The organism is Pseudoxanthomonas fibrivorans (genome assembly GCF_041464125.1).
Classification (GTDB): domain Bacteria; phylum Pseudomonadota; class Gammaproteobacteria; order Xanthomonadales; family Xanthomonadaceae; genus Pseudoxanthomonas.
This window is the reverse complement of sequence record NZ_JBGNUG010000001.1, coordinates 1677448-1700914: the sequence shown is the minus strand read 5'-3', so window position 1 is coordinate 1700914 and position 23467 is coordinate 1677448. Positions and strand designations below refer to the sequence as shown.

Sequence of the window (23467 nt, the reverse complement as noted above, 5' to 3'; positions counted from 1 at the left end):
CGGGCCCGAAACGGAACCCAAGACAATGGCGCGTGGCATCAACAAGGTGATCCTGGTCGGCAACCTCGGCGACGATCCCGAAACCAAGTACACCCAGTCCGGCATGGCCGTCACCATCGTCCGCCTGGCCACCACCAGCGTGCGCAAGGACCGCGACGGCAACCAGCAGGAACGCACCGAGTGGCACCGGGTGAAGTTCTTCGGGAAGCTCGGCGAGATCGCCGGCGAGTACCTGCGCAAGGGCTCGCAGTGCTACGTCGAGGGCAGCATCCGCTACGACAAGTTCACCGGCCAGGACGGGCAGGACCGCTACATCACCGAGATCGTCGCCGACGAGATGCAGATGCTCGGCGGCCGCGCCGGCGGCGGTGGCGAGGGCGGCGGCTATGCCGACCGCGGCGACCGCCCGCAGCGCAGCGCGCCGCCGCGCCGCGACTTCTCCCAGCAGCGCGGTGCGTCCGCCCCGGCCGCGGCCGCCGCCGCGCCGCAGTCCGGCGGCTTCAACGACGACTTCGCCGACGACGACATCCCGTTCTGAGGACGTCGCGGCCCGCGCCCGGGCCGCGCCCGGGCCGGCGACGGAGCTTCGCCGGCCGGCCCCGGTGCCAGGCGCCCACCGGCGCCTGGCGCTCCGCCCGCCGCGGCGACCCCATCCGGTCGACATGCGTCCCACGGCCACCCGCCGGGCGGGGCTGGACTTGCCCGGCCCCGGCCGATAGCGTGTCCGGCTTCATGTTTGCAGGGGAAACCGCATGTCCGGGCCTGAAAAGACGCCGCAGCTCACCTTCCGCGCCGTGGTCCTCGCCATCGTCCTGGCGGTGGTGCTGTCGGCGGCCAACGCCTACCTGGGCCTGTTCGCCGGCCTGACCGTGGCCACCGCGATTCCCGCGGCGGTGGTCTCGATGGGCGTGCTGCGGCTGCTCGGCGGCGGCACGATCCTGGAGAACAACATCGTCCAGACCGGCGCCTCGGCCGGCTCGTCGATCGCCGCGGGCGTGATCTTCACCATCCCGGCGCTGGTGCTGATGGGCTACTGGCCCGACTTCGACTACTGGTGGGTGCTGGGCATCGCCGGCCTCGGCGGACTGCTCGGCGTGCTGTTCTCGGTGCCGCTGCGGCGCACGATGATCGTCGAGGAACCGCTGCCGTTCCCCGAAGGCAAGGCCGCGGCCGAAGTGCTCAAGGCCGGCGAGAACCCCGGGCCGGGGCTGAAGATCCTCGGCGTCTCCGCGGCGATCGGCGCGCTGGTCAAGCTGGCGGCGGCCAACGGCCTGCGGATGATTCCCGACAGCTGGGCGGTGGCGGGCTACTTCGCCAACAACAAGCTGATCGGCTACCTCGGCACCGGCCTGTCGCCGGCGCTGCTGGGCGTGGGCTATATCGTCGGCCTGAACGTGGGCATCGTGGTCCTGTCCGGCGCGATCCTGTCCTGGCACATCGCCATCCCGCTCTACCACGCGTTCTTCCTCGACAGCGACCCGGCGCTGGCCGCGGGCATCGCCGGCGCGCCGGCGGCCGACGCGGCCTTCGCGATCTGGTCGGCGAAGATCCGCTTCCTCGGCGTCGGCGCGATGCTGGTCGGCGGCGTGTGGACCCTGTTCTCGCTGCGCAATTCGCTGCTCGCCGGCATCCGCAGCGGCTTCGCCGCCGCGCGCAAGGGCGCGGCCGGGCAGGCGACCAGCGAGACCGACCGCGACCTGCCGATGAAGTGGATGCTGGTGGCGCTGGTCCTGTTCGTGCTGCCGCTGCTGGCGCTGTACCACGCCATCGTCGGGCAGTGGCACGTGAGCATCCCGATGACGATCATCATGATCGTCGCCGGCTTCCTGTTCGTGTCCGTGTCCGGCTACCTGGCCGGCCTGGTCGGCTCGTCCAACAACCCGGTCTCGGGCATCACCATCGCCACGATCCTGTTCGCATCGGTCGTGCTGCTGCTGTTGCTCGGCAACGACGGCCTGCAGCAGGTCAACGGCGCGCCGCTGGGCGCGGTGGCCGCGATCATGATCGGCGCGGTGGTGTGCTGCGCGGCGGCGGTCGGCGGCGACAACCTGCAGGACCTGAAGACCGGCTACCTGGTCGGCGCCACGCCGTGGAAGCAGCAGCTGATGCTCGGCATCGGCGCGTTCTCCTGCGCGCTGATCATGGCGCCGGTGCTGAACCTGCTGCAGGAGGCCTACGGCATCGGCTCCAAGACCCTGCCGGCGCCGCAGGCCAACCTGATGGCCTCGGTGGCCAAGGGCCTGTTCGGCGGCCAGCTGCCGTGGACGATGATCGCCATCGGCGGCGTGGTCGGCGCCCTGACCATCGCCCTGGACGGCTGGCTGAAGGCGCGTGGCTCGCGCTTCCGCGTACCGGTGCTGGCCGCGGCGATCGGCATCTACCTGCCGCTCGAGCTGATGGTGCCGATCTTCCTCGGCGGCCTGCTCGCGCACCTGGTCGAGCGCTTCCACAAGGTCCGCGCCGATGACGAGGCGGCCCTGGACCGCGTGCACCGGCCCGGCGTGCTGTTTTCGGCCGGCCTGATCACCGGCGAGGCGCTGATGGGCATCGCCATCGCCCTGCCGATCGTGATCACGCAGGATGCCGAAGTGCTGGCGCTGCCGTTCGGCTTCGGCGCGGCGGCGCAGTGGGTCGGGCTAGTGGTGCTGGCCCTGGTCGGCTGGCTGCTCTACCGGGTCGGCAGGCGCGGCGAGCGCGCCGCCTGAGCCGCGGGCCGGCGGCGGACGGCATGACCTTCCGCCTTTGCGCCGGCCGGCGGCGGCGGCCTACCATCCGGGGTTTACCTTGCTGGAGCCCCGGATGAAGCCCGCCCTGTCCACGTCCCCGATCCTGCCGCTGGCCCTGGCCGCCGCGCTGGGCCTGCTGGCTTCCGGCCCGGCCGAGGCCGCCCGCGGCTTCGACGTGCGCGACCTGCAGCGCCTGGACCGGGTGTCCTCGCCGGTGCTCTCGCCGGACGGCGGCCTGGTCGTGTTCGCGCGGCGCGAGATGCTGGGCGGCAAGGGCGAGGACCTCGGCAAGGCGTCGACCTCGCTGTGGATCCGCGACCTGGGCCGCGAAGGCTCGCCCACCCGCCTGACCCCGGCCGGCTGGAACGTCAATTCGCCCGCGTTCTCGTCCGACGGCAAGTGGCTGTACTTCCTCAGCGCGCAGTCCGGCAGCCAGCAGGTCTACGTGATGCCGGCCACCGGCGGCGCGCCGAAGCAGGCCACGCATTTCCCGCTGGACGTCGGCACATTCAAGCTCTCGCCGGACGGCAAGCGCCTGGCGCTGAGCATGGAGGTGTTCCCGGACTGCGGCGCCGACCTGGCGTGCACGGTCAAGCGGCTGGACGACCGCAAGGCGTCCCGCGCCAGCGGCGTGGTCTACGACCAGCTGTTCGTGCGCCACTGGGACACCTGGGAGGACGGGCGCCACAACCGCCTGTTCGTGACCACCCCGTCCACGGGCAAGACCCCGTCCGCGGTGTTCCTGGTCGATGCGGCCATCGGTTCCGACGGCCCGGGCAACGTTCCCTCCAGGCCGTTCGGCGGCAACGACGAGTACACCTGGTCGCCGGACGGCGAGTCGATCGTCTTCGCGATGCGCCGCGCCGACCGCAAGGAAGCCTGGTCCACCGATTTCGACCTGTACCAGTACCGCGTCGGCCAGCCGCTCAGGAACCTCACCTTCGACGACCGCACCGGGGCAGGCGCGGCCTCGCCCGGCCCGCAGGGCCAGAACCGCGCCTGGGACACCGGGCCGGTGTTCAGCGCCGACGGCGGGACCCTGTACTACCGCGCGATGAAGCGCCCGGGGTTCGAAGCCGACCGCTTCGGCCTGATGGCGCGCGACATGGCCACCGGCGCCACCCGCGAGATCGCGCCGGACTGGGACCGCAGCGCCGACGGCATCACCCTGTCCGCGGACGGTCGCACGATCTACACCACCGCGCAGGAACTGGGCCAGCACCCGCTGTTCGCGGTCGACATCGCCACCGGCAAGGTCGACCGGGTCGTGGGGGGCGGCAGCATTTCCGCGTTCGAGGTCGCCGGCGACACGCTGGCCTTCACCCGCAACACCCTCGCCAGCGGCGACCAGCTGTTCATCGCGCCGCTGGCCGATCCGGAAGCGCAACGGGCGGTGACGCCGGCCGCCGGCGAGGTGCTGGAGGACGTCGCGTTCGGCGCGTACGAGCAGTTCAGCTTCCCGGGCTGGAACGGCGAGACCGTGCACGGCTACGTGGTCAAGCCGTGGAACTACGAGGAAGGCAAGGCCTATCCGGTCGCGTTCCTCATCCACGGCGGCCCGCAGGGCAGCTTCGGCGACGGCTGGAGCTACCGCTGGAACCCGCAGACCTACGCCGGCCAGGGCTACGCGGTGGTGATGATCGACTTCCACGGCTCGACCGGTTACGGCCAGGCCTTCACCGACGCGATCAGCGGCGACTGGGGCGGCAAGCCGCTGGTCGACCTGCAGAAGGGCTGGGCCGCCGCGCAGGCGAAGTACCCGTTCCTCGATGGCGACCGCGCCTGCGCGCTGGGCGCGAGCTACGGCGGCTACATGATCAACTGGATCGCCGGCAACTGGTTCGACGCCCAGGGCAACGCGCCGTTCAAGTGCCTGGTCAACCACGACGGCGTGTTCGACACGCGCTCGATGGGCTATGTGACCGAAGAGCTGTGGTTCACCGAATGGGAGAACCGCGGTACCCCGTTCGACCAGCCCGCGAACTACGAGAAGTTCAACCCGGTCAACCACGTCGCGAAGTGGAAGGTGCCGATGCTGGTGGTGCAGGGCGAGAAGGACTACCGCGTGCCGGTGGACCAGGGCCTGTCGACCTTCACCGCGCTGCAGCGCAAGGGCATCGAATCCAAGCTGCTGTACTTCCCCGACGAGAACCACTGGGTGCTCAAGCCGGCCAACAGCGTGCTCTGGCACGACACCGTCAACGCCTGGCTGAAGCGCCACATCGGCCAGTGATGCGGACGCACTGAACAGGCGATGGCCGGCGCGATGCCGGCCATCGCGTTTCCGCCCCGACGCACGCAACGAAGGAGACGCCGCCGATGGCGATCGAAGCCACCGAACCGTCCACCGCGCTGATCCAGAACGACATCGTCCTGTTCGGGCTGATCGCCGCCACGCTGGGGCTGATCTTCTGGCTTTCCAGCGGACCGACTCCGTTCTGGAAGAAGTTCTTCACCTGGGTGCCGGCGCTGCTGCTGTGCTACTTCATCCCCGGCATCTACAACAGCATCGGCCTGATCGACGGCGGCGCCAGCAAGCTCTACAACCCGGTCGCCAGCCGGGTGCTGCTGCCGGCGGCGCTGGTCCTGCTGACCCTGACCATCGACCTCAAGGGCGTGCTGCGGCTGGGCCCGAAGCTGCTGGCGATGTACGCGGCGGCATCGATCAGCATCATGCTCGGCGCGTTCGTCGCCTTCTGGGTGATGGACCTGGTCCATCCGGAAACCGTGGCCGGCGGCACCTGGGGCGGCATGGCCGCGCTGGCCGGCAGCTGGATCGGCGGCGGCGCGAACATGCTCGCGATGAAGGAGATCTTCGCCGTCGACGAGACCACCTTCGGCCAGTTCGTGGTGGTGGACGTGGGCGTGGGCTACGTGTGGATGGCGGTGCTGATCTTCCTCGCCAACCGCGCCGCCGCGATCGACGCGCGCACCGGCGCCGACACGCGGGCGATCGAGGCGCTCAAGGAGCGGTTGGCCAGCTACCAGAAGCAGCACGAGCGGGTGGCCTCGCTGACCGACCTGATGGTGATCGTCGGCATCGCCTTCGGTGCGGTCGGCCTGTCGCATGCGATCGCCGGCCCGGCCTCGGCCTGGTTCGCGCAGAACGTGTCGTGGTCGCGGCAGGTGAGCCTGCACGAGCCGTTCGTCTGGGTGGTGGTGCTGTCCACCTTCATCGGCCTGGGCCTGAGCCTGACCCGTGCGCGCACGCTCGACGGCGCCGGCGCATCGAAGATCGGCTCGCTGTTCCTGTACATCCTGATCGCCTGCATCGGCATGCAGATGGACATCGGCTCGCTGGCCGACAAGCCGTGGCTGCTGGCGCTGGGCTTCATCTGGATCATGGTGCACATCGTGCTGCTGGCCGGGCTGGCCAGGCTGCTGAAGGTGCCGTTCTTCTATTTCGCGATGGGTTCGCAGAGCAACATCGGCGGCCCGGCGTCCGCGCCGGTGGTGGCCTCGGTGTTCCATCCGTCGCTGGCCCCGGTAGGCGCGCTGCTCGGCGCGCTGGGCTACGCCACCGGCACGGTCGCCGCCTACATCGTCGGCGTGGTGCTGCGCTCGATGGCCGGTCAGGGCTGACCCTGCTCGCAGCGTCCGGCGAGTAGGCCAGCCGGCCTGGTCCGGCGATCGCAGGGGCGGGGCTTGCGAACTGTGGTTGCGCCCGCGATCGGGAGCAGCGGGGCAAGCCCCCGCTCGACCGGCACCTCGCCGGAACAGCGGGCCAGGGCCGCGCCACCATGAGAAGGGCGAAGCCGCCGGCTTCGCCCTTCGCGTTCACACCCACCGATCGCGCCCTTCAGCAGCAGCGGAATCCCGAGCGCCCGCCGAAGCGGGCCTCCTGGCGTTCGCGGAAGAACGTCTTGTAGTCCATCGGCTCGCGGTCCGGGTGCTTTTCCAGCACGTGCCGGACGTAGTTGTCGTAGTCCGGGATGCCGCAGCACAGCCGGGCGGTCTGGACCAGCCTCCGCCACACACGCTTGTGCGTGGCGAAGTGGTCGAGCGGGACGAGCTGGGTGCCCATGGCGATCCTCCTTACAGCCAGGCCTTGACCTGGTCGTCGGTGAGCGCCACGAACGGCGTCTCGCGGTCCGTGCGTTCGCTGGTCCGGCGGGCCCGGGCGATGGCGCGGACCGCGTACACCAGCACGCTGAACACCACGAACAGGAACAGCACGGTCAACGCGGTGTTGACGTAGCTGTTGACCACCACCTGCTGCATCTGGGCCATGCTCTTGGCCGTGCCGAGCAACTGCCCGTCGGCGATCGCCTGCTGGTACTTGCGGGCCTGGGCGACGAAGCCGATTGCCGGGTTCCCGTCGAAGATCTTGATCAGGCCGGCCCAGGTGGTGCAGATCAGCAGCCACACCGTCGGCACGATCGTGACCCAGGCGTAGCGGTCGCGCTTCATCTTGAACAGGACCACCGTGCACAGCATCAGCGCGATGCCGGCGAGCATCTGGTTGGCGATGCCGAACAGCGGCCACAGCGTATTGATGCCGCCCAGCGGATCGACCACGCCCTGGTAGAGGAAGTAACCCCACAGCGCGACGCAGCCGGCGGTGCCGATCACGTTGGCGCCCCACGACTCGGTCCGGCGCAGCGCCGGCACGAAGTTGCCGAGCAGGTCCTGCAGCATGAAGCGGCCCGCGCGGGTGCCCGCGTCGACCGCGGTGAGGATGAACAGCGCCTCGAACAGGATCGCGAAGTGGTACCAGAACGCCATCATCGCGTCGCCGCCGGGCAGCGCGTCGTGCAGGATCACCGCGATGCCCACCGCCAGCGTCGGCGCGCCGCCGGCGCGGGAGATGATGGTGTGCTCGCCGATGTCCTTGGCGGTCTGGGTCAGCACGTCGGGCGTGACCACGAAGCCCCAGCTGCTGACCTTGGCGGCCACGTCCGCGGCCTCGGTGCCGATCGCCGCGGCCGGGCTGTTCATCGCGAAGTACACGCCGGGCTCGATGATAGAGGCCGCGACCAGCGCCATGATCGCCACGAACGATTCCATCAGCATGCCGCCGTAGCCGATGTAGCGGGCGTGGGTCTCGTTGGCCAGCAGCTTGGGCGTCGTGCCCGAGGAGATCAGGGCGTGGAAGCCCGAGACCGCGCCGCAGGCGATGGTGATGAACAGGAACGGGAACAGCCCGCCCTTCCACACCGGGCCGTCGCCGGTGCTGGCGAACTGGGTCAGCGCCGGCATCTTCAGCGAGGTCACTTCCGGGCTGGCGATCACTATCCCGATGGCCAGCGCCACGATCACGCCGATCTTAAGGAAGGTCGACAGGTAGTCGCGCGGGGCCAGCAGCAGCCACACCGGCAGCACCGCGGCGACGAAGCCGTACCCGATCAGCATCCAGGTGATCTGGGTGCCGGTGAAGGTGAAGGCCGGGCCCCAGGTCGGGTGCGCGCCGACCTTGCCGCCGAACCAGATCGCCAGCAGCAGCAGGACGATGCCGACCACCGAGATCTCGCCGATCCGGCCGGGCCGGATGTAGCGCATGTAGATGCCCATGAAGATCGCGATGGGCATGGTCGCGATCACCGTGAACATGCCCCACGGGCTCTCGGCCAGCGCCTTCACCACGATCATCGCCAGCACCGCCAGGATGATGATCATGATCAGGAACGCGCCGAACAGCGCGATCGTGCCGGCCACCGGGCCCATCTCCTCGCGCACCAGGTCGCCGAGCGAGCGGCCGTCACGGCGACTGGAGATGAACAGCACCATGAAGTCCTGCACCGCGCCAGCCAGGACCACGCCGGCGATCAGCCAGATCATGCCGGGCAGGTAGCCCATCTGCGCGGCCAGCACCGGGCCGACCAGCGGGCCGGCGCCGGCGATGGCGGCGAAATGGTGGCCGAACAGCACGTGCTTGTTGGTCGGGACGTAGTCCAGGCCATCGTTGTGGATGTGCGCGGGCGTGGCCCGGCGCGGATCCAGCCCCATCACGTTCTTCGCGATGTACAGGCTGTAGTAGCGGTAGGCGACCAGGTAGATGGACACCGCCGCGACCACGATCCACAGCGCGCTGATCTGTTCGCCGCGGCGCAGCGCGACGGTGCCGAGGCAGAACGCGCCGAGCAGCGCGAGCGCCACCCAGCCGACTTTGGAGAAGGATTTCATGGGAATCTCCGTGGGTACCGGACAAGGGTCGTCCCGCGGGCCCCGCAGGTCAATGCGAAGCGCGTCGCGACCGGTAAGACTTTCGTAGCATGTGCGGTTGCAACATCGGGGGGCAGGTGAACGCGGTCATGTTTCGCGTGCGCGGCTGCGCTCAGAGCCAGCGCGCGCGCTTGAACAGGCGGTAGAGCCCGATGCAGATCCCGGCCACCGCCGCGATCAGCACGGGATAGGCCCAGCGCGGCGACAGTTCCGGCATGTGCTCGAAGTTCATGCCGTACCAGCTGGTGACCAGGGTCGGCGCGGCCAGCAGCGCGGCCCAGGCGCCCAGGCGCTTGACCGTCTCGCCTTGGGCCAGGGTCACCAGCGACAGGTTCACGCTCAGCGCGGTGCCGAGCATGTCGCGCAGGGTGTCGATGGCGTCGTTGATCCGCAGCACGTGGTCGTGCACGTCGCGCAGGTAGATGCGCACGCCCTCGGGCACCAGCTGGCCCTGGCCGGCCTGGCTTCGCATCAGCTGCGCCAGCACGTCCTGCAGCGGCGACACCGCCACACGCATGTAGGTCAGGTCGCGCTTGAGGTCGTACAGGCGCACGACGATCGCGCGGCGGTAGGTGTCGGAGAAGATGTCGCGCTCGAGCGTGTGCAGGGTGTCGCGGTGCTCGTCGACGATCGGCGCGTAGTTGTCGACGATGAAGTCCAGCACCGCGTACAGCGCCATCGCCGGGCCGGCGCGCAGCAGTTCGGGTTCGCGCTCCATGCGGCTGCGCGCGAACGAATAGGACAGCGAGCCGCCATGCCGGACCGTCAGCAGGAAGCGCGGGCCGAGGAAGGCGTGGGTCTCGCCGTAGCGGATCTTGCCGTCCACCATCTGCGCGGTGTGCACCGCCAGGAACAGGGTGTCGCCGTAGGCCTCGACCTTCGGCCGCTGGTGGGCGTTGCGCGCGTCCTCCACCGCCAGCGGGTGCAGGCCCAGTTCCTCCTGCAGCTTGCGCAGCACCTCGTCGGCGGGCTCGTACAGGCCGACCCAGGCGAAGCCCGGCCCGGCGCCCTGGAGCCGGTCGCTCAGGCTTTCCAGTGGCAGGTCGTGGCGCCGGCCTTCGCCGTCGTACCACACGCAGTTGATGACGCAGGCGGGGTTGGCGGGTGCGGCGGCGAGGTCCATGCGCCGCATCGTGCGCCGCGCGGACGCGGCGGGCAACCCGTGGCCGCTAGCGTGGCGGCGTCGCGCGCCCCAGTGCCAGCGCCAGCGCCGCGTGGACCGGCAGCAGCAGCGCGATCCACGGCAGGGTGTACTGCGGTTGCAGGCTCAGCCAGTGCAGGACCCAGCCCAGCGCGGCCAGTCCGGCGACGCTCCACAGCAGCGGCCGGAACAGGCGACCGGGCGCGCGCCCGCGCAGCAGCGCGACCGCCCCGGGGATCAGCAGCAGGCACAGCGGACTGAGCCAGAACAGGTTGCGGTTGGCCCAGCCGGCCTGGTGCGCGGTGAAGCCCCAGATGAACACCAGCAGCGCGCCCGCCAGGCCGCAGAGCAGCCACAGCGGCAGCGCGAGGCCCGCGACCAGCCGCGGCCGGCGGCGCGCGGCGAAGACCGCCGCGGCGAGCGCCAGTCCGGCGACCAGGGCCGGCCACCAGCGCCGCGGCCGCTCCTCCGGCTCCGGCGCGATCCGGTGCGGCAGCACCGGTTCCTCGGACAGCACCAGCGGCCGGCCGGCACTGTTGCGCGCCTCGCGCAGGCTGTCGGCCAGGCGCATCGGCACGAACGCCTCCTCCCAGCGCGACAACGGGCGGTCGGCGTAGGGACCCAGGCCCGCATCGAAACCCAGCCACATCCACGGCGCCGGCCGCGCCAGGCGCACCGCTTCGCTGCGGTAGGTGTTGCCGCGCGAGCGCCCGGCCAGCTGCGCGCGCAGCGCCCCGCCCATCGCATCGTCCAGCGCGTCGCGTACCTGGGTGGCGCAGTTGGCGGTGAAGTAGTCGTAGCGGTAGCGCGAGTTCTCGGGGCGGGCGCGCTCGGCCAGCGCATCGGCCAGGGCGCGGGCCTGCGCCGGCTCGAGGTCCAGCCACTGCACGCTCACCCCGCGCCCGGCCGCGCGGTACTGGGCAAGGTCCTCGCCGGCGGGCAGCGCCACCAGGTGGTACATCATTTCCCCGCGCAGGAACCGCGGCAGGAAGTCCGGCTCGGTGGGATCGAAGAAGCCGAAGTTGTAGGACGTGGCCTCGCCGCTGTCGGGGTCGACCACCACGATCGCATCGTGGCCGAAGCGCTCGAAGAACACCTCGCCCGGCTGCATCGTCATCACGCCGATCCGCGGCGCGTCGGCGGCGCGCGCGGCGAACGGCGGCAGCAGGGCCAGCAGCAGCGCGCAGGCGGCCAGCACGGCCGGCCACGCCGGCCGCCGGGACTGCGCGGGCATCACGCGGCGTCCTGCGGGTCCGGCGCCATCACCGCCACCTGGAACGCACGCACGCGGCGGGCGTCGGCGCGGATCACCCGGAACTCGAAGCGGTCCAGGGTCAGTTCCTCGCCGACCTCCGGCAGGTGGCCGATCGCCTCGGTCACCAGGCCGCCGATCGTGTCGTACTCGTCGTCCGGGAACGCCGCGCCGAAGCGCTCGTTGAAGTCGCCGATCGGGGTGAGCGCGTCGACCACGTACTGGCCGTCGGCCTGCGCCGCGATCAGGGCGCTGCCGTCCTCGGCGTCGTCGTGCTCGTCGTCGATCTTGCCGACGATCTGCTCGAGCACGTCCTCGATCGTGACCAGGCCGGCCACCCCGCCGTACTCGTCCACCACGATCGCCATGTGGTTGCGCGAGAGGCGGAATTCCTTGAGCAGCAGGTTGAGCTTCTTCGATTCGGGGATCAGGACCGCCGGGCGCAGCAACCCGTGGATGTCGCCCGGGCCGTTGTCGGCGACCACGCCGCGCAGCAGGTCCTTGGCCAGCAGGATGCCGAGGATCTCGTCGCGGTCCTCGCCATGCACCGGGAAGCGCGAGTGGCCGGATTCGACCACCTGCTTCATCAGGTCCAGGAAGCGCGCGCCGGCCGACAGCGAGACCATCTGCGAGCGCGAGACCATCACGTCGCCCACGGTGAGCTCGGACACCGACAGGGCGCCCTCCATCATCCGCAGCGTGTCGGTGTCGATCAGGCCGTCGCCCTGCGCATCGCGCAGGATCGCGACGAGGTCCTCGCGCGTATCGGGTTCGCCGGAAAATGCGGAACTGATCCGCTCCAGCCAGGAGCGCCGGCGTTCGTGCGGCTCCGGCGCGGTGCGACTACTGTCGTCTTCGGACATTCGTTGGAGAAACAGGCGCCCGGGAATCCGGGCGTTGCGGCCAGTCTAGCGCGGTTGGGCGTTCCCGGGCGAGGGCGCCGCCGTTTCCGTGCCCGGCGCCGGCGCCTCGGCGGGTTCGGGCGGATCCAGGCTGTAGCTGCAGCCGGCCAGGGTCTTGCCGGGGTGCGAATCCACGTTGGAGACATTGAGCACGGCGGTGTCGAGCCAGCCGGCGCGCCCGTCCGGCCCCGCCACTTCGGTGGCGCGTGCCTCACGGCCGAAGATCGCCTTCTGCGGCGTATCCACCCCGGTTTCCAGCTGCAGTTCGCGGGCGAGCACGCGCGGATCGGCCAGGTCGAGCACGGCCACCACGCCGTCGCCGGCGAAGGCGATGTGGTCGCTGGCGCGGCCGAAGACGGTCACCGGCGAGTTGAGCCGGTACTCGACCATGAAGGGGTTCACCTGCGCCTGCGGTCGCCAGCCCAGCGCCACCGCCTTCAGCGGATCCCGGAGCATGTCCAGGTAGCCCATGAAGTCCGCGTGCCCCAGGCGGCATTCGATCAGGGCGGCGAGGTCCGGCGGGGTCGACGGACCGGGCGCTGCGCCGGCCGCCTGGGCCGGCGGCGCGGCAGCCGCCACCAGGGCGGCGAGCAATGCGGGTCGGAGCAGTCGGGCCCGTGGCATGTCCGGATCATTCCTCCGCATAGGGGTCGGGCAGGCCGAGGCCGGCGAGGATCTCGCGTTCGAGCTGTTCCATCGCCTCGGCTTCCTTGTCGTCATCGTGGTCCCAGCCGAGCAGGTGCAGGACGCCGTGCACGGTCAGGTGCGCGTAGTGCGCCGCCGCCGGCTTGCCCTGTTCCTTCGCTTCGCGCGCCACCACCGGCGCGCAGATCACCAGGTCGCCCAGCAGCGGCATCTTGACCCCTTCGGGCAGGTCGGCCGGGAAGCTGAGGACGTTGGTCGCGTAGTCCTTGCCGCGGTAGTGGCGGTTGAGCGCGCGTCCCTCGCGCGCATCGACGATCCGGATCGCCAGGTCGGCTTCGCGGATGCGGCTCTTGAGCGCTGCGGCGACCCACTTGCGGAAGCTCACCGCGGACGGGACGCCTGCGCGCGGCGCCGCATAGCTGACGGTGACGTCGAGGCGGACGGGGCCCTTGGTCATGGCGTCATCCGGTACATGGCGGTCATGCGTGCGCCGTGGGTCATGATGCCGGGCCGCTCTCGCGGTCGTGCGCGTCGCGGCGGTCGTAGGCGCTGACGATCCTGGCCACCAGCGGATGGCGGACCACGTCGCGCGCCTCGAAGAAGGTGAAGCTCACCCCGTCGACCTCGCGCAGCACGTCGATCGCATCCCGCAACCCGGACTTGACGTGCTTGGGCAGGTCGACCTGGGTCATGTCGCCGGTCACCACCGCGGTCGAGCCGAAGCCCAGCCGGGTCAGGAACATCTTCATCTGCTCGATGGTGGTGTTCTGCGCCTCGTCCAGGATCACGAACGCATCGTTGAGCGTGCGCCCGCGCATGTAGGCCAGCGGTGCGATCTCGATGACGTTCTTTTCCAGCAGCTTGACCACCTTCTCCACGCCGAGCATCTCGTACAGCGCGTCGTACAGCGGGCGCAGGTACGGGTCGACCTTCTGGGTGAGGTCGCCGGGCAGGAAGCCGAGTTTCTCGCCCGCTTCGACCGCCGGGCGCACCAGCACCAGCCGCTGCACCCGCGATTCGTTGAGCGCGTCCACGGCCATGGCCACGGCCAGGAAAGTCTTGCCGGTACCGGCCGGGCCGATGCCGAAGTTGATGTCGTGGGTGGCGATCGCGTGCAGGTAGCGCGCCTGGTTGGCGCCGCGGCCGCGGATGGTGCCGCGGCGCACCTTCACCGCCACGTCCTGCGGCTGGAAGCCCCCGTCGTCGAGCTGGTCGACGTTGGCTTCGTTCAGGCGCAGGTGGATGGCGTGGCTGTCGAACGTGGCCTCGCCGGACTCGGCATAGAGCGCGCGCAGCAGGTGCTCGGCGCTGGCCACCGCGTCCTCGTCGCCGCTGATCCGGAACACGTTGCCGCGGTTGGCGATCTCCACGCCCAGGCGCAGCTCGATCTGGCGCAGGTGGCCGTCGAACGGGCCGGCCAGGTTGGCCAGGCGTTCGGTATCGGAAGGCTCGAGGGTGAAATCGCGGTGGGCGGGGGCAGGCATGGGGCGCTTGGAACCGCGCGATCGGTCGGCAGGGGAGGCAGAGGGTAGCGCGCCCGTCACGTGCCGGCCAGCCACGGAGCACCGTCACTTGCGCTTAATTAATTGAGGGGTTAAATAAGTTCCATGGCCCGGTCGACCCCTCCCGCCCGCCGTCGAAGGTCCGCTGCTGGCGGCGGCGCCGGCAGCGCGCCGCCGCGTGGTCGCGGTCGCCCGGGCGCCGACGCCCCCGACCTGCGCCCGCGCCTGCTCGACGCCGCACTGGCCTGCTACGCGGACAAGGGCATCGCCGCCACGTCGCTGCGCGACATCGCCCGGCATGCGGGGGTAACGCCGGCGTTGCTGCATTACTACTTCGGCGACGGCCGCCAGCTGCTCGATGCGGTGGTCGAGGAACGCGTGCTGCCGGCCCTCGCCCCGCTGCGCGAGGCGGTCGCCGGCGCAGGGGACGACATGGCCGCGCTGGTGGCGGCGTTCGTCGACGGGATGGCGGACGTGGTGGTCCGCCATCCCTGGCTGCCGGCGTTGTGGGTGCGCGAGGTGGTCAGCGAGGGCGGTGCATTGCGCGGCCTCCTGACCGGGCGCATCGCCCCCGCGATCCCGGTGCTCATGGCCTCCCGCTTCGCCGCCGCGCAGGCGAGGGGCGAGCTCAATCCGGCGCTGGATCCGCGCCTGCTGATGGTCTCGCTGGTAGGCCTGACCCTGTTTCCCGCCGCCGGTGCGCCGATCTGGCGGCAGATCTTCGACGCCGGCGACCTCGGCGTGGACGACCTGCGCCGCCATGCGCTGGCCCTGCTCGATCGTGGACTGGAGTTGCGCCGTGACTGACGTCCGGAATTTCTGCCTGTTGTGCGCCTGCGTCCTGCTGGTCGCCTGCGGGCGCCAGCCGCCCCAGGCGCTCGGCACCCTGGAATGGGACCGGGTGACGTTGCCGGCGCCGGCGGCCGAGCGCATCGTCCGGATCGAGGTCAGCGAAGGCCAGCGCGTGGCCGCCGGTGCGCCGCTGCTGCAGCTGGAGCAGGCGACCGGACAGGCCGAGCTCGCCGCGCTGCAGGCCCAGGCGCGGCAGAGCGGGGAGGTGCTGCAGGAGTTGCGTGCGGGACCACGCGAGGAGGACATCGCGCAGGCACGGGCGAGCCTCGCCAGCGCCCGTGCGCTGGCCGCCGATGCGCAGGCCTACTACCAGCGGCTGCGTCCGCTGGGCGCGCGGCAGCTCGTCGCCGCCGCGGTGGTGGACCGGGCCCGCGCCGATGCCTCCAGCGCCGCTGCGCAGGCGCAGCAGGCGCAGGCGGCGCTGCTGGAGCTGGAGCGCGGCACCCGTGCCGAGCAGCTGGCGCAGGGCGAAGCCGCGCTGGCGGCGGCGTCGGCCCAGGCGGATGCGCGCGCGACCACCTTGCGCAAGCTCGACGTGGTCGCGCCACGCGCCGGTCGCGTCGACAGCCTGCCGTACGAGGCCGGCGACCAGGCGCCGGTGGGCGCACCGCTGGCGGTGCTGCTGGTCGGCGACGCGCCGCACGCGCGCATCTACGTGCCGCAGGCGCTGCGGGCGCGGGTCAGGATCGGCGACCGCGCCGCGGTGCACGTGGCCGGCCACGACCAGGCCTTTCCGGGGCGCGTGCGGATGATCCAGAGCGAACCCGCGTTCACCCCGTACTTCGCGCTGACCGGCCAGGACGCCGAGCGCCTGAGCTACCTGGCCGAAGTCCAGCTCGAACCCGCCGCCTCGGAGCTGCCGGCCGGCGTGCCGGTGGAGGTGCGCTTCGATGCCGTCGACTGAGGCCACCGCCACCGGCGGCGCGACCACGGTCGACGCCGACGGCCCGCTCGCGATCCGCGTGCGCGGCCTGACCCGCCGCTTCGGCGCGCTGGTCGCGGTCGACCACCTCGACCTCGACGTGCCGCGCCAGTCGGTGTACGGGTTCCTCGGTCCCAACGGCTCGGGCAAGTCGACCGCCATCCGCATGCTGTGCGGGCTGCTCACGCCCACCAGCGGCGAGATCGAGGTGCTCGGCCTGCGCATTCCGCAAGAGGCCGAGCGCCTGCGCACCCGGATCGGCTACATGACCCAGAAGTTCTCGCTGTTCGAGGACCTGGGCGTGCGCGAGAACCTCGAGTTCCTCGCGGCCGTGTACGGGCTGCCGCGCCGCGCCGCGCGGGCGCGGATCGACGAACTGGTCGAGCGCTACCGCTTCGGCGACCGCCAGAAGCAGCTGGCGGGCACCATGAGCGGGGGCCAGAAGCAGCGCCTGGCGCTGGCCGGCGCCGTCATCCACCGCCCCGAAGTGCTGTTCCTGGACGAGCCCACCAGCGCGGTCGACCCCGAGTCCCGGCGCGACTTCTGGGAGAAGCTGTTCGAACTCGCCGACGCCGGCACCACGCTGCTGGTGTCGACCCACTACATGGACGAGGCCGAGCGCTGCCACCGCATCGCCATCCTCGACCGCGGCGCGCTGGTGGCCGACGGCACGCCCGCCGGCCTGGCCGACGCCCTGGACGGGCGCGCACTGCTGGTCGAAGCCGCCGCGCCGCGCCGCGCCCAGCGGGCGCTCGAGGGCGCGGCCGGGGTCGCCAGCGTCGCCCAGATCGGCAACCAGCTGCGCGTGCTGCTCGACGCCGACGGCTCGGTGGCCGCGGTGCGGGATGCGCTGGCGCGGACAGGCGTCGAGGCGGACGTGGCCGCGGTCCGCGCCAACCTGGAGGACGTGTTCGTCGCCGCCACCCAGGGCCTGCATCGCAGGGAGCCGGGCGCATGAAGGCGGGCCGGCTGCTGGCGGTGATGGTCAAGGAGCTGAGGCAGATGCGCCGCGACCGCATCACCCTGGCGATGATCATCGGCATACCGGTGGTGCAGCTGCTGCTGTTCGGCTACGCGATCAACACCAACCTGCGCGACCTCTCGACCGGATTCGTCGACCAGGCGCGGACCTCGGCCTCGCGCGCGCTGGCCATGGACATCGTCGCCAGCGGCGTCGTCCGCCCGGTGCTCGACGCGGCCACCCCGCAGGAGCTGGTCGAGCAGATGCGCCGCGGCCGGATCAGCATCGGCGTGGTGATTCCGCCGGACTTCGAGGCGCGCCGCGCGGAGGGGCGCGAGTCGGTGCAGATCCTGGTCGACGGCAGCGACAACGCGGTGCAGAGCGCCGCCGTGCAGCTGGCCCGGATGCCGCTGGACGCGGCGGTGATCGACGTGCGCGCCCAGCAGCCGGTGTCGGTGGTCGCCTTCTACAATCCCCAGCGGCGCTCGGCGGTGAACATCGTGCCGGGGCTGATCGGGGTGATCCTGACCATGACCATGGTCCTGTTCACGGCCGTGGCGATCGTGCGCGAACGCGAGCGCGGCAACATGGAACTGCTGATCGCCAGTCCGGTGACCAGCTTCGAGCTGATGGTCGGCAAGGTGCTGCCGTACGTGGCCATCGGCCTGGTCCAGACCACGGTGGTGCTGGCGCTGGGCCTGTGGCTGTTCCAGGTGCCGCTCGGCGGGAGCCTGCTCGACGTCTACCTGGCCGCGGGCCTGCTGATCCTGGCCAACCTGGCCCTTGGCCTGCTCATCTCCACCCGCGCGGCCTCGCAGTTCCAGGCCATGCAGATGACGTTCTTCGTGTTCCTGCCGTCCATCCTGCTGTCGGGCTTCATGTTCCCGTTTTCGGGCATGCCGAAGGCGGCGCAATGGCTGGCCGAGGTGCTGCCGCTGACCCACTTCATGCGCCTGGTGCGCGGGATCATGCTGCGCGGCGCCGGCCTGTGGGAGCTGTGGCCGGACGTCCTCGCGCTGGTGGCCTTCGCCGCGGTGATGATGACCGCCGCGGTACTGCGCTTCCGCAAGCGGCTGGACTGAGCCGCCGCTCAGCCGGTGGCGTCGCCGCGAAGGACGATCCGCCCGCGCAGCGAGTTGGTCAGCGCCCCGGTGATCTCCACGTCGACGAACTGGCCGACCAGGCGCGGTGACCCCGGGAAGTTCACCGAGCGCATGTTCTCGGTCTTGCCGGTGAGCTCGGTGGGGTCCTTCTTCGAGGGGCCTTCCACCAGCACGCGCTGGACCGTGCCGACCATCCGCTGCGAGATGCCGGCGGCGTGTTCGTTGATGTGCTTCTGCAGGCGCTCCAGGCGGGCGTGCTTGGCCGCCTCGGGCGTGTCGTCTTCCAGGTCCGCGGCCGGCGTGCCGGGGCGGCGGGAGTAGATGAAGGAGAAGCTCTGGTCGAAGCCCACGTCCTCGATCAGCTTCATGGTCTTTTCGAAATCGGCATCGGTCTCGCCCGGGAAGCCGACGATGAAGTCCGACGAGATCGAGATGTCCGGGCGCACCGCGCGCAGCTTGCGGATCTTCTGCTTGAACTCGAGCGCGGTGTAGCCGCGTTTCATCGCGCTGAGGACCCGGTCGCTGCCGGCCTGGACCGGCAGGTGCAGGTAGTCGGCCAGCTGCGGCACGTCGCGGTAGGCCTCCACCAGCGAGTCGGAGAACTCCAGCGGGTGCGAGGTGGTGAAGCGGATCCGGCCGACGCCCTCGATCTGGGCGATGGTGCGGATCAGCAGGCCGAGGTCCGCCACTTCATCGGTGGCGTCCATGGGGCCGCGGTAGGCGTTGACGTTCTGGCCGAGCAGGTTGATCTCGCGCACGCCCTGCGAAGCCAGCTGCGCCACCTCGACCAGCACGTCCTCGAACGGGCGGCTGACCTCGGTGCCGCGGGTGTAGGGCACCACGCAGAAGCTGCAGTACTTGGAGCAGCCTTCCATGATCGAGACGAAGGCGCTGGGGCCTTCGGCGCGGGGCTCCGGGAGGCGGTCGAACTTCTCGATCTCCGGGAAGCTGATGTCCACCTGCGGCCGGTTCTGCTCGCGCCGGGCGCGGATCAGCTCGGGCAGGCGGTGCAGGGTCTGCGGGCCGAACACCAGGTCCACGTACGGGGCGCGCCTGACGATCGCCTCGCCTTCCTGCGACGCCACGCATCCGCCCACGCCGATGATCACCTCGCGGCCATTGTTCTTCAGGGCCTTCCAGCGGCCGAGCTGGCTGAACACCTTCTCCTGGGCCTTCTCGCGGATCGAGCAGGTGTTGACCAGCACGACGTCGGCCTCTTCGGGGACGTCGGTCAGCTCCAGGCCCTCGTGTTCGGCGAGCACGTCGGCCATCTTGGCCGAGTCGTACTCGTTCATCTGGCACCCGTGGGTCTTGATGTAGAGCTTGCCGCGGGCCCCGCCGGGGATCGCCCGCGGCACGGCGCCCGGGAGCGGGACCAGGACGGCGGCAGGGGAGGTGGCGGGCGCGATGGCGGCGTCCGGAGCGGTGTCCGGCGTGGCGTTCATCCCGGTCATGGCGGTTAATCCAGGCGGGCGGGGCGCGCATTGTAGCCGGGCTACCCCGCGGCGGGCGGCCGATCCGCGACGCCGGGCACGTTTTTCCACTTGTCGGCCAATGGCTTGGCAATGGCCAGGGAAGCCGGGATACTCCGCGCCATGAAGGGGATGTTGGGGAAAGCGGGCGCCATGCTGCTGGCGCTGGCCGCGCTGCCGGCCAGTGCGGGCACGCTGTACCGCTGCGTCGGCGCGGACGGGGTCTCCAGCTACGTCAACAAGCGCATTCCCGGCGCCCAGTGCAAGGTCTTCAGCCAGTACACGCCCGACCGGCGGCGTGCGGCCGTGCCGGTGGCACCTGCCGCGCCTGCCCCCGCCGCGCCGGCGGCCGCGGTGATGGTCCCGGCCTCGAGCCGCTCCGATGCCATCGTGCCCGCGCCGCTTCCCGCGCCCCGGGCGAGCGCGCCGCAGCGCCGGGTGAGTGGCCAGGTCTATTCGTACATGAAGGATGGCGTGCGCCACTTCAGCAGCCGGCCGCCAGCGGGTGGCGCCGGGGCCGGGCAGGTGCGCACCATCGCCTACAGCTACATCGAGCGGTGCTACGCCTGCGCGGTCAACCCGGGGGTCAGCTTCGCCACCGTGCGCCTCAACACCAGCGCCTACCAGGCCGAGATCGCCGCCGCGGCGCGCGAATTCGGGGTCGAGGAGGCGATCGTGCGCGCGATCATCCATGCCGAGTCGGCCTACAACCCCGCCGCCCTGTCGCATGCCGGCGCCCAGGGGCTGATGCAGCTGATGCCGGCCACCGCGCGCCGCTTCGGCGTCGCCGACAGCTACGACGCCAGCCAGAACATCCGTGGCGGGGTTCAGTACCTGGCCTGGCTGCTCAGGCGCTTCAACGGAGACCTGACCCTGGCCGCGGCCGGCTACAACGCCGGGGAAGGGGCGGTCGACCGCTACAAGGGCGTGCCGCCCTACAGCGAGACCCAGCGCTACGTGCAGCGGGTCGGCGTCCTCGCCGAACGCTACCGCGGCGTGCTGGCGGCGCGCTGATGGTGCCCGCGGAGGCGACGGCCGCCATTGTCGGCCTGTTAAGGCTTCCGTTACACTTCGCCGTCTTTTGCGACCGGACCGCGCCGTGACGGGCGGGGCGCGGGTCGCAGGCAGCAGACGCTACCAGCAGAAGATTTTCGGAGTGCCGGATGGCCAACGATGAGGTCCACAAGCCCGTGAACACGGGCCGACGCCGGTTCCTGACCGCGACCACCGCCGTGGTCGGCGCAGTCGGGGCCGGTTTCGCCGCAGTACCGTTCATCAAGTCGTGGAACCCCAGCGCCCGGGCCAAGCTCGCCGGCGCGCCGGTGACCGCCGACATCACCGCCCTGCAGGAGGGCCAGCGCCTGATCCTGGAGTGGCGCGGCCAGCCGATCTGGATCGTGAAGCGCTCCAAGGCCGTGCTCGACGCCCTGCCGACCCTGGATGGCCACCTGCGCGATCCCAAGTCGCAGAACGCGGACCAGCAGCCGGCCTACGTGCTGGCGGCCAACCCGGAGCTGCGCTCGCTCAAGCCGGAGATCTCGGTGCTGGTCGGGCTCTGCACCCACCTGGGCTGCTCGCCCGAGATGGCCGCCGAGATCCGCCCCGAGCCGTTCGACCCGGAGTGGAAGGGCGGCTACTTCTGCCCCTGCCACAAGTCGCGCTTCGACATGGCCGGGCGCGTGTTCCAGGGCGTGCCGGCGCCGACCAACCTGGTCGTGCCGCCGCACCATTACGCCGACGACAACACGATTGTCGTGGGCGTCGATCCGCAGGGGGCGTAAGCGATGGCGAACATCTTCACCCGCACCGCCACCGGCGTGATGGACTGGGTCAACGCGCGCGCTCCGGCGCTGGCGCCGATGTACCGGAAGCACATGTCCGAGTACTACGCGCCGAAGAACTTCAACATCTGGTACATCTTCGGCGTGCTGTCGATGGTGGTGCTGGTCAACCAGATCGTGACCGGCATCTTCCTGACGATGCACTACAAGCCGAGCGCGGCGGAAGCCTTCGCCTCGGTCGAGTACATCATGCGCGACGTGGAGTGGGGCTGGCTGATCCGCTACATGCACAGCACCGGCGCCTCGCTGTTCTTCATCGTCGTCTACCTGCACATGATCCGCGGCCTGATGTACGGCTCGTACCAGAAGCCGCGCGAGCTGGTGTGGATCCTGGGCATGCTGATCTACCTGGTCCTGATGGCCGAGGCCTTCATGGGCTACGTGCTGCCGTGGGGCCAGATGTCGTTCTGGGGCGCCAAGGTGATCATCTCGCTGTTCGGCGCGATCCCGGTGATCGGCAGCGGCCTGACCGAGTGGATCATGGGCGACTACCTGCCCTCCGACGCCACCCTGGGCCGCTTCTTCGCCCTGCACGTGATCGCCCTGCCGCTGGTCCTGCTGCTGCTGGTCGTCCTGCACCTGGGCGCGCTGCACGAGGTCGGCTCGAACAACCCGGACGGCGTTGAGATCAAGAAGGGCCCGAAGGGCAACCGCTGGTCGCCGACCGCGCCGGCCGACGGCGTGCCGTTCCACCCGTACTACACGGTGAAGGACACGTTCTACGTGTTCGCGATGCTGATCATCGCCGCCTTCATCATCTTCTTCGCCCCGGCGTTCGGCGGCTGGTTCCTCGAGCACGACAACTTCACCGAGGCCAACCGGCTGGTGACGCCCGAGCACATCAAGCCGGTGTGGTACTACACCCCGTTCTACGCCATGTTGCGCGTGGTGCCCGACAAGCTGGGCGGCGTGCTGGTGATGTTCGGCGCGATCGCGATCCTGTTCGCGCTGCCGTGGCTGGACCGGGCCAAGGTCAAGTCCTACCGTTACCGCGGCAAGCTCTCCTGGGCGCTGCTGCTGGTGTTCGCCTTCAGCTTCGTCTGGCTGGGCAAGATCGGCGCCGGCCCCGGCACCGACCCGGTGGAGACCATCGTCGGCCGCGTGCTGACCGTGTACTACTTCCTTTTCTTCCTGACCATGCCGCTGTGGACCAAGCTGGACAAGACCAAGCCGGTGCCGGAACGGGTGACGACGCATGACTAAGAAGTGGATTGCCCTGCTGGCTTCGGCCGCCGCCGGTCTCCTGTTCTCCGCCGCCGCGCTCGCCGCCGCCGGCGGGCCGGTGCAGCAGGCAGGCAACGACCTGTCCGACCGCGCGTCGCTGCAGCGCGGCGCCAAGCTGTACATGAACTACTGCGCGAGCTGCCACTCGCTCAAGTTCCTGCGCTACTCGCGGATGGCCGAGGACCTGGGCCTGACCGAAGAGGAAGTGATGGGCAGCCTGAACTTCACCGGCGCCAAGTTCGGCGAGCAGATCCAGGTGACGATGCGCGACGCCGACGGCACCGAGTGGTTCGGCAAGATGCCGCCGGACCTGAGCCTGATCTCGCGGGTGCGCGGCAGCGACTGGATCTACACCTACCTCAAGTCGTTCTACCTTGACGAATCGCGGCCGCTGGGCTGGAACAACCAGCTGTTCCCGAACGTGTCGATGCCCAACCCGCTGTGGGAGCTGCAGGGCCTGCAGCACGCCGAGTTCGGCGAGCCCGACGCGGCCGGCACGCGGCATCCGGAGCGGCTGCTGGTCGCGGGCCCGGCCCGGCTGTCGGCGGTCGAGTTCGACCAGACGGTGCGCGACATCACCAACTTCCTCGAGTACGCCGGCGAGCCGGCCGCGCTCAAGCGCCAGGCGCTCGGCGTGTGGGTCATCCTGTTCCTGGTCGCGCTGACCTTCCTGGGCTACCTGCTCAAGCAGGAGTACTGGTCGGACGTGCACTGACGCCGGGTGCGCCCTGCGGGCGCGCACGGGCGGGACGCCGGGGCCGG

21 protein-coding genes are annotated in these 23467 nt (G+C 70.6%); 12 read left to right on the top strand and 9 right to left on the bottom strand.

The window, feature by feature from the left end:
* Positions 1–25: 25 nt before the first annotated feature.
* The 4 genes from ACA089_RS07900 to ACA089_RS07885 all read left to right on the top strand — a co-directional run bounded on the left by ACA089_RS07900 (position 26) and on the right by ACA089_RS07885 (position 6308).
* Positions 26–538, top strand: coding sequence for a single-stranded DNA-binding protein (locus tag ACA089_RS07900; protein WP_372015399.1), 513 nt, complete (start codon positions 26–28; stop codon positions 536–538).
* A gap of 214 nt (positions 539–752) precedes the next feature.
* On the top strand, positions 753–2705 hold the full coding sequence (locus tag ACA089_RS07895; protein ID WP_372015396.1) for an OPT family oligopeptide transporter: 1953 nt from the start codon (positions 753–755) through the stop codon (positions 2703–2705).
* A gap of 94 nt (positions 2706–2799) precedes the next feature.
* A complete protein-coding gene (locus tag ACA089_RS07890) occupies positions 2800–4959 on the top strand; it encodes a S9 family peptidase (protein WP_372015394.1) in 2160 nt (719 codons plus the stop codon).
* A gap of 86 nt (positions 4960–5045) precedes the next feature.
* The gene (locus ACA089_RS07885; protein ID WP_372015392.1) at positions 5046–6308 is read left to right on the top strand and encodes a DUF819 family protein; all 1263 of its coding nucleotides are present in this window, start codon (positions 5046–5048) and stop codon (positions 6306–6308) included.
* 217 nt (positions 6309–6525) lie between these two features.
* On the opposite strand, the gene ACA089_RS07880 is transcribed toward ACA089_RS07885, so the two are convergent.
* The 8 genes from ACA089_RS07880 to ACA089_RS07845 all read right to left on the bottom strand — a co-directional run bounded on the left by ACA089_RS07880 (position 6526) and on the right by ACA089_RS07845 (position 14312).
* Positions 6526–6750: a YbdD/YjiX family protein gene (locus ACA089_RS07880; RefSeq protein WP_372015390.1), complete on the bottom strand. Its 225-nt coding sequence runs from the start codon at positions 6748–6750 to the stop codon at positions 6526–6528.
* 11 nt (positions 6751–6761) lie between these two features.
* On the bottom strand, positions 6762–8849 hold the full coding sequence (locus ACA089_RS07875) for a carbon starvation CstA family protein (RefSeq protein WP_372015387.1): 2088 nt from the start codon (positions 8847–8849) through the stop codon (positions 6762–6764).
* 151 nt (positions 8850–9000) lie between these two features.
* Positions 9001–10011, bottom strand: coding sequence for a magnesium and cobalt transport protein CorA (locus ACA089_RS07870; protein ID WP_372015386.1), 1011 nt, complete (start codon positions 10009–10011; stop codon positions 9001–9003).
* 46 nt (positions 10012–10057) lie between these two features.
* Entirely contained in the window at positions 10058–11263 is a 1206-nt protein-coding gene (locus tag ACA089_RS07865) for a lipoprotein N-acyltransferase Lnb domain-containing protein (protein ID WP_372015384.1), read from the bottom strand.
* Positions 11263–12144 carry an HlyC/CorC family transporter gene (locus ACA089_RS07860; RefSeq protein ID WP_372015382.1) on the bottom strand — a complete coding sequence of 294 codons (882 nt, stop codon included), beginning with the start codon at positions 12142–12144 and terminating at the stop codon, positions 11263–11265. Before ACA089_RS07860 ends, ACA089_RS07865 begins: the two co-directional genes overlap by 1 nt.
* A gap of 45 nt (positions 12145–12189) precedes the next feature.
* Positions 12190–12807: a hypothetical protein gene (locus ACA089_RS07855; protein WP_372015379.1), complete on the bottom strand. Its 618-nt coding sequence runs from the start codon at positions 12805–12807 to the stop codon at positions 12190–12192.
* 7 nt (positions 12808–12814) lie between these two features.
* The gene (gene ybeY, locus ACA089_RS07850) at positions 12815–13285 is read right to left on the bottom strand and encodes an rRNA maturation RNase YbeY (protein ID WP_372015378.1); all 471 of its coding nucleotides are present in this window, start codon (positions 13283–13285) and stop codon (positions 12815–12817) included.
* Between the two features lie 40 nt (positions 13286–13325).
* Positions 13326–14312 (bottom strand): PhoH family protein, encoded by a 987-nt coding sequence (locus ACA089_RS07845; protein WP_372015376.1) that lies wholly within the window; start codon positions 14310–14312, stop codon positions 13326–13328.
* Positions 14313–14435: 123 nt separating this feature from the next.
* Between ACA089_RS07845 and ACA089_RS07840 the strand changes: the two genes are divergently transcribed.
* The 4 genes from ACA089_RS07840 to ACA089_RS07825 are packed head-to-tail and all read left to right on the top strand — an operon-like array spanning position 14436 to position 18147.
* A complete protein-coding gene (locus ACA089_RS07840) occupies positions 14436–15137 on the top strand; it encodes a TetR/AcrR family transcriptional regulator (protein ID WP_372015373.1) in 702 nt (233 codons plus the stop codon).
* Entirely contained in the window at positions 15130–16086 is a 957-nt protein-coding gene (locus ACA089_RS07835; protein ID WP_372015372.1) for an HlyD family secretion protein, read from the top strand. The genes ACA089_RS07840 and ACA089_RS07835 overlap by 8 nt, the downstream gene beginning before the upstream one ends.
* Before the next feature lie 52 nt (positions 16087–16138).
* Positions 16139–17062: an ABC transporter ATP-binding protein gene (locus tag ACA089_RS07830; RefSeq protein WP_372017698.1), complete on the top strand. Its 924-nt coding sequence runs from the start codon at positions 16139–16141 to the stop codon at positions 17060–17062.
* Positions 17059–18147 (top strand): ABC transporter permease, encoded by a 1089-nt coding sequence (locus ACA089_RS07825; RefSeq protein ID WP_372015370.1) that lies wholly within the window; start codon positions 17059–17061, stop codon positions 18145–18147. Before ACA089_RS07830 ends, ACA089_RS07825 begins: the two co-directional genes overlap by 4 nt.
* An 8-nt stretch (positions 18148–18155) precedes the next feature.
* On the opposite strand, the gene miaB is transcribed toward ACA089_RS07825, so the two are convergent.
* The gene (gene miaB / locus ACA089_RS07820; RefSeq protein ID WP_372017696.1) at positions 18156–19613 is read right to left on the bottom strand and encodes a tRNA (N6-isopentenyl adenosine(37)-C2)-methylthiotransferase MiaB; all 1458 of its coding nucleotides are present in this window, start codon (positions 19611–19613) and stop codon (positions 18156–18158) included.
* Positions 19614–19763: 150 nt separating this feature from the next.
* On the opposite strand from miaB, the gene ACA089_RS07815 reads away from it, so the two are divergent.
* From ACA089_RS07815 to ACA089_RS07800, 4 genes are all read left to right on the top strand, one after another.
* Positions 19764–20654, top strand: coding sequence for a lytic transglycosylase domain-containing protein (locus ACA089_RS07815; protein WP_372015367.1), 891 nt, complete (start codon positions 19764–19766; stop codon positions 20652–20654).
* A 149-nt stretch (positions 20655–20803) separates the two neighbouring features.
* Positions 20804–21421, top strand: coding sequence for a ubiquinol-cytochrome c reductase iron-sulfur subunit (gene petA, locus ACA089_RS07810; protein ID WP_372015364.1), 618 nt, complete (start codon positions 20804–20806; stop codon positions 21419–21421).
* Between the two features lie 3 nt (positions 21422–21424).
* A complete protein-coding gene (locus ACA089_RS07805) occupies positions 21425–22684 on the top strand; it encodes a cytochrome b (RefSeq protein WP_372015361.1) in 1260 nt (419 codons plus the stop codon).
* Positions 22677–23420: a cytochrome c1 gene (locus ACA089_RS07800; RefSeq protein WP_372015359.1), complete on the top strand. Its 744-nt coding sequence runs from the start codon at positions 22677–22679 to the stop codon at positions 23418–23420. The genes ACA089_RS07805 and ACA089_RS07800 overlap by 8 nt, the downstream gene beginning before the upstream one ends.
* Positions 23421–23467 lie beyond the last annotated feature (47 nt).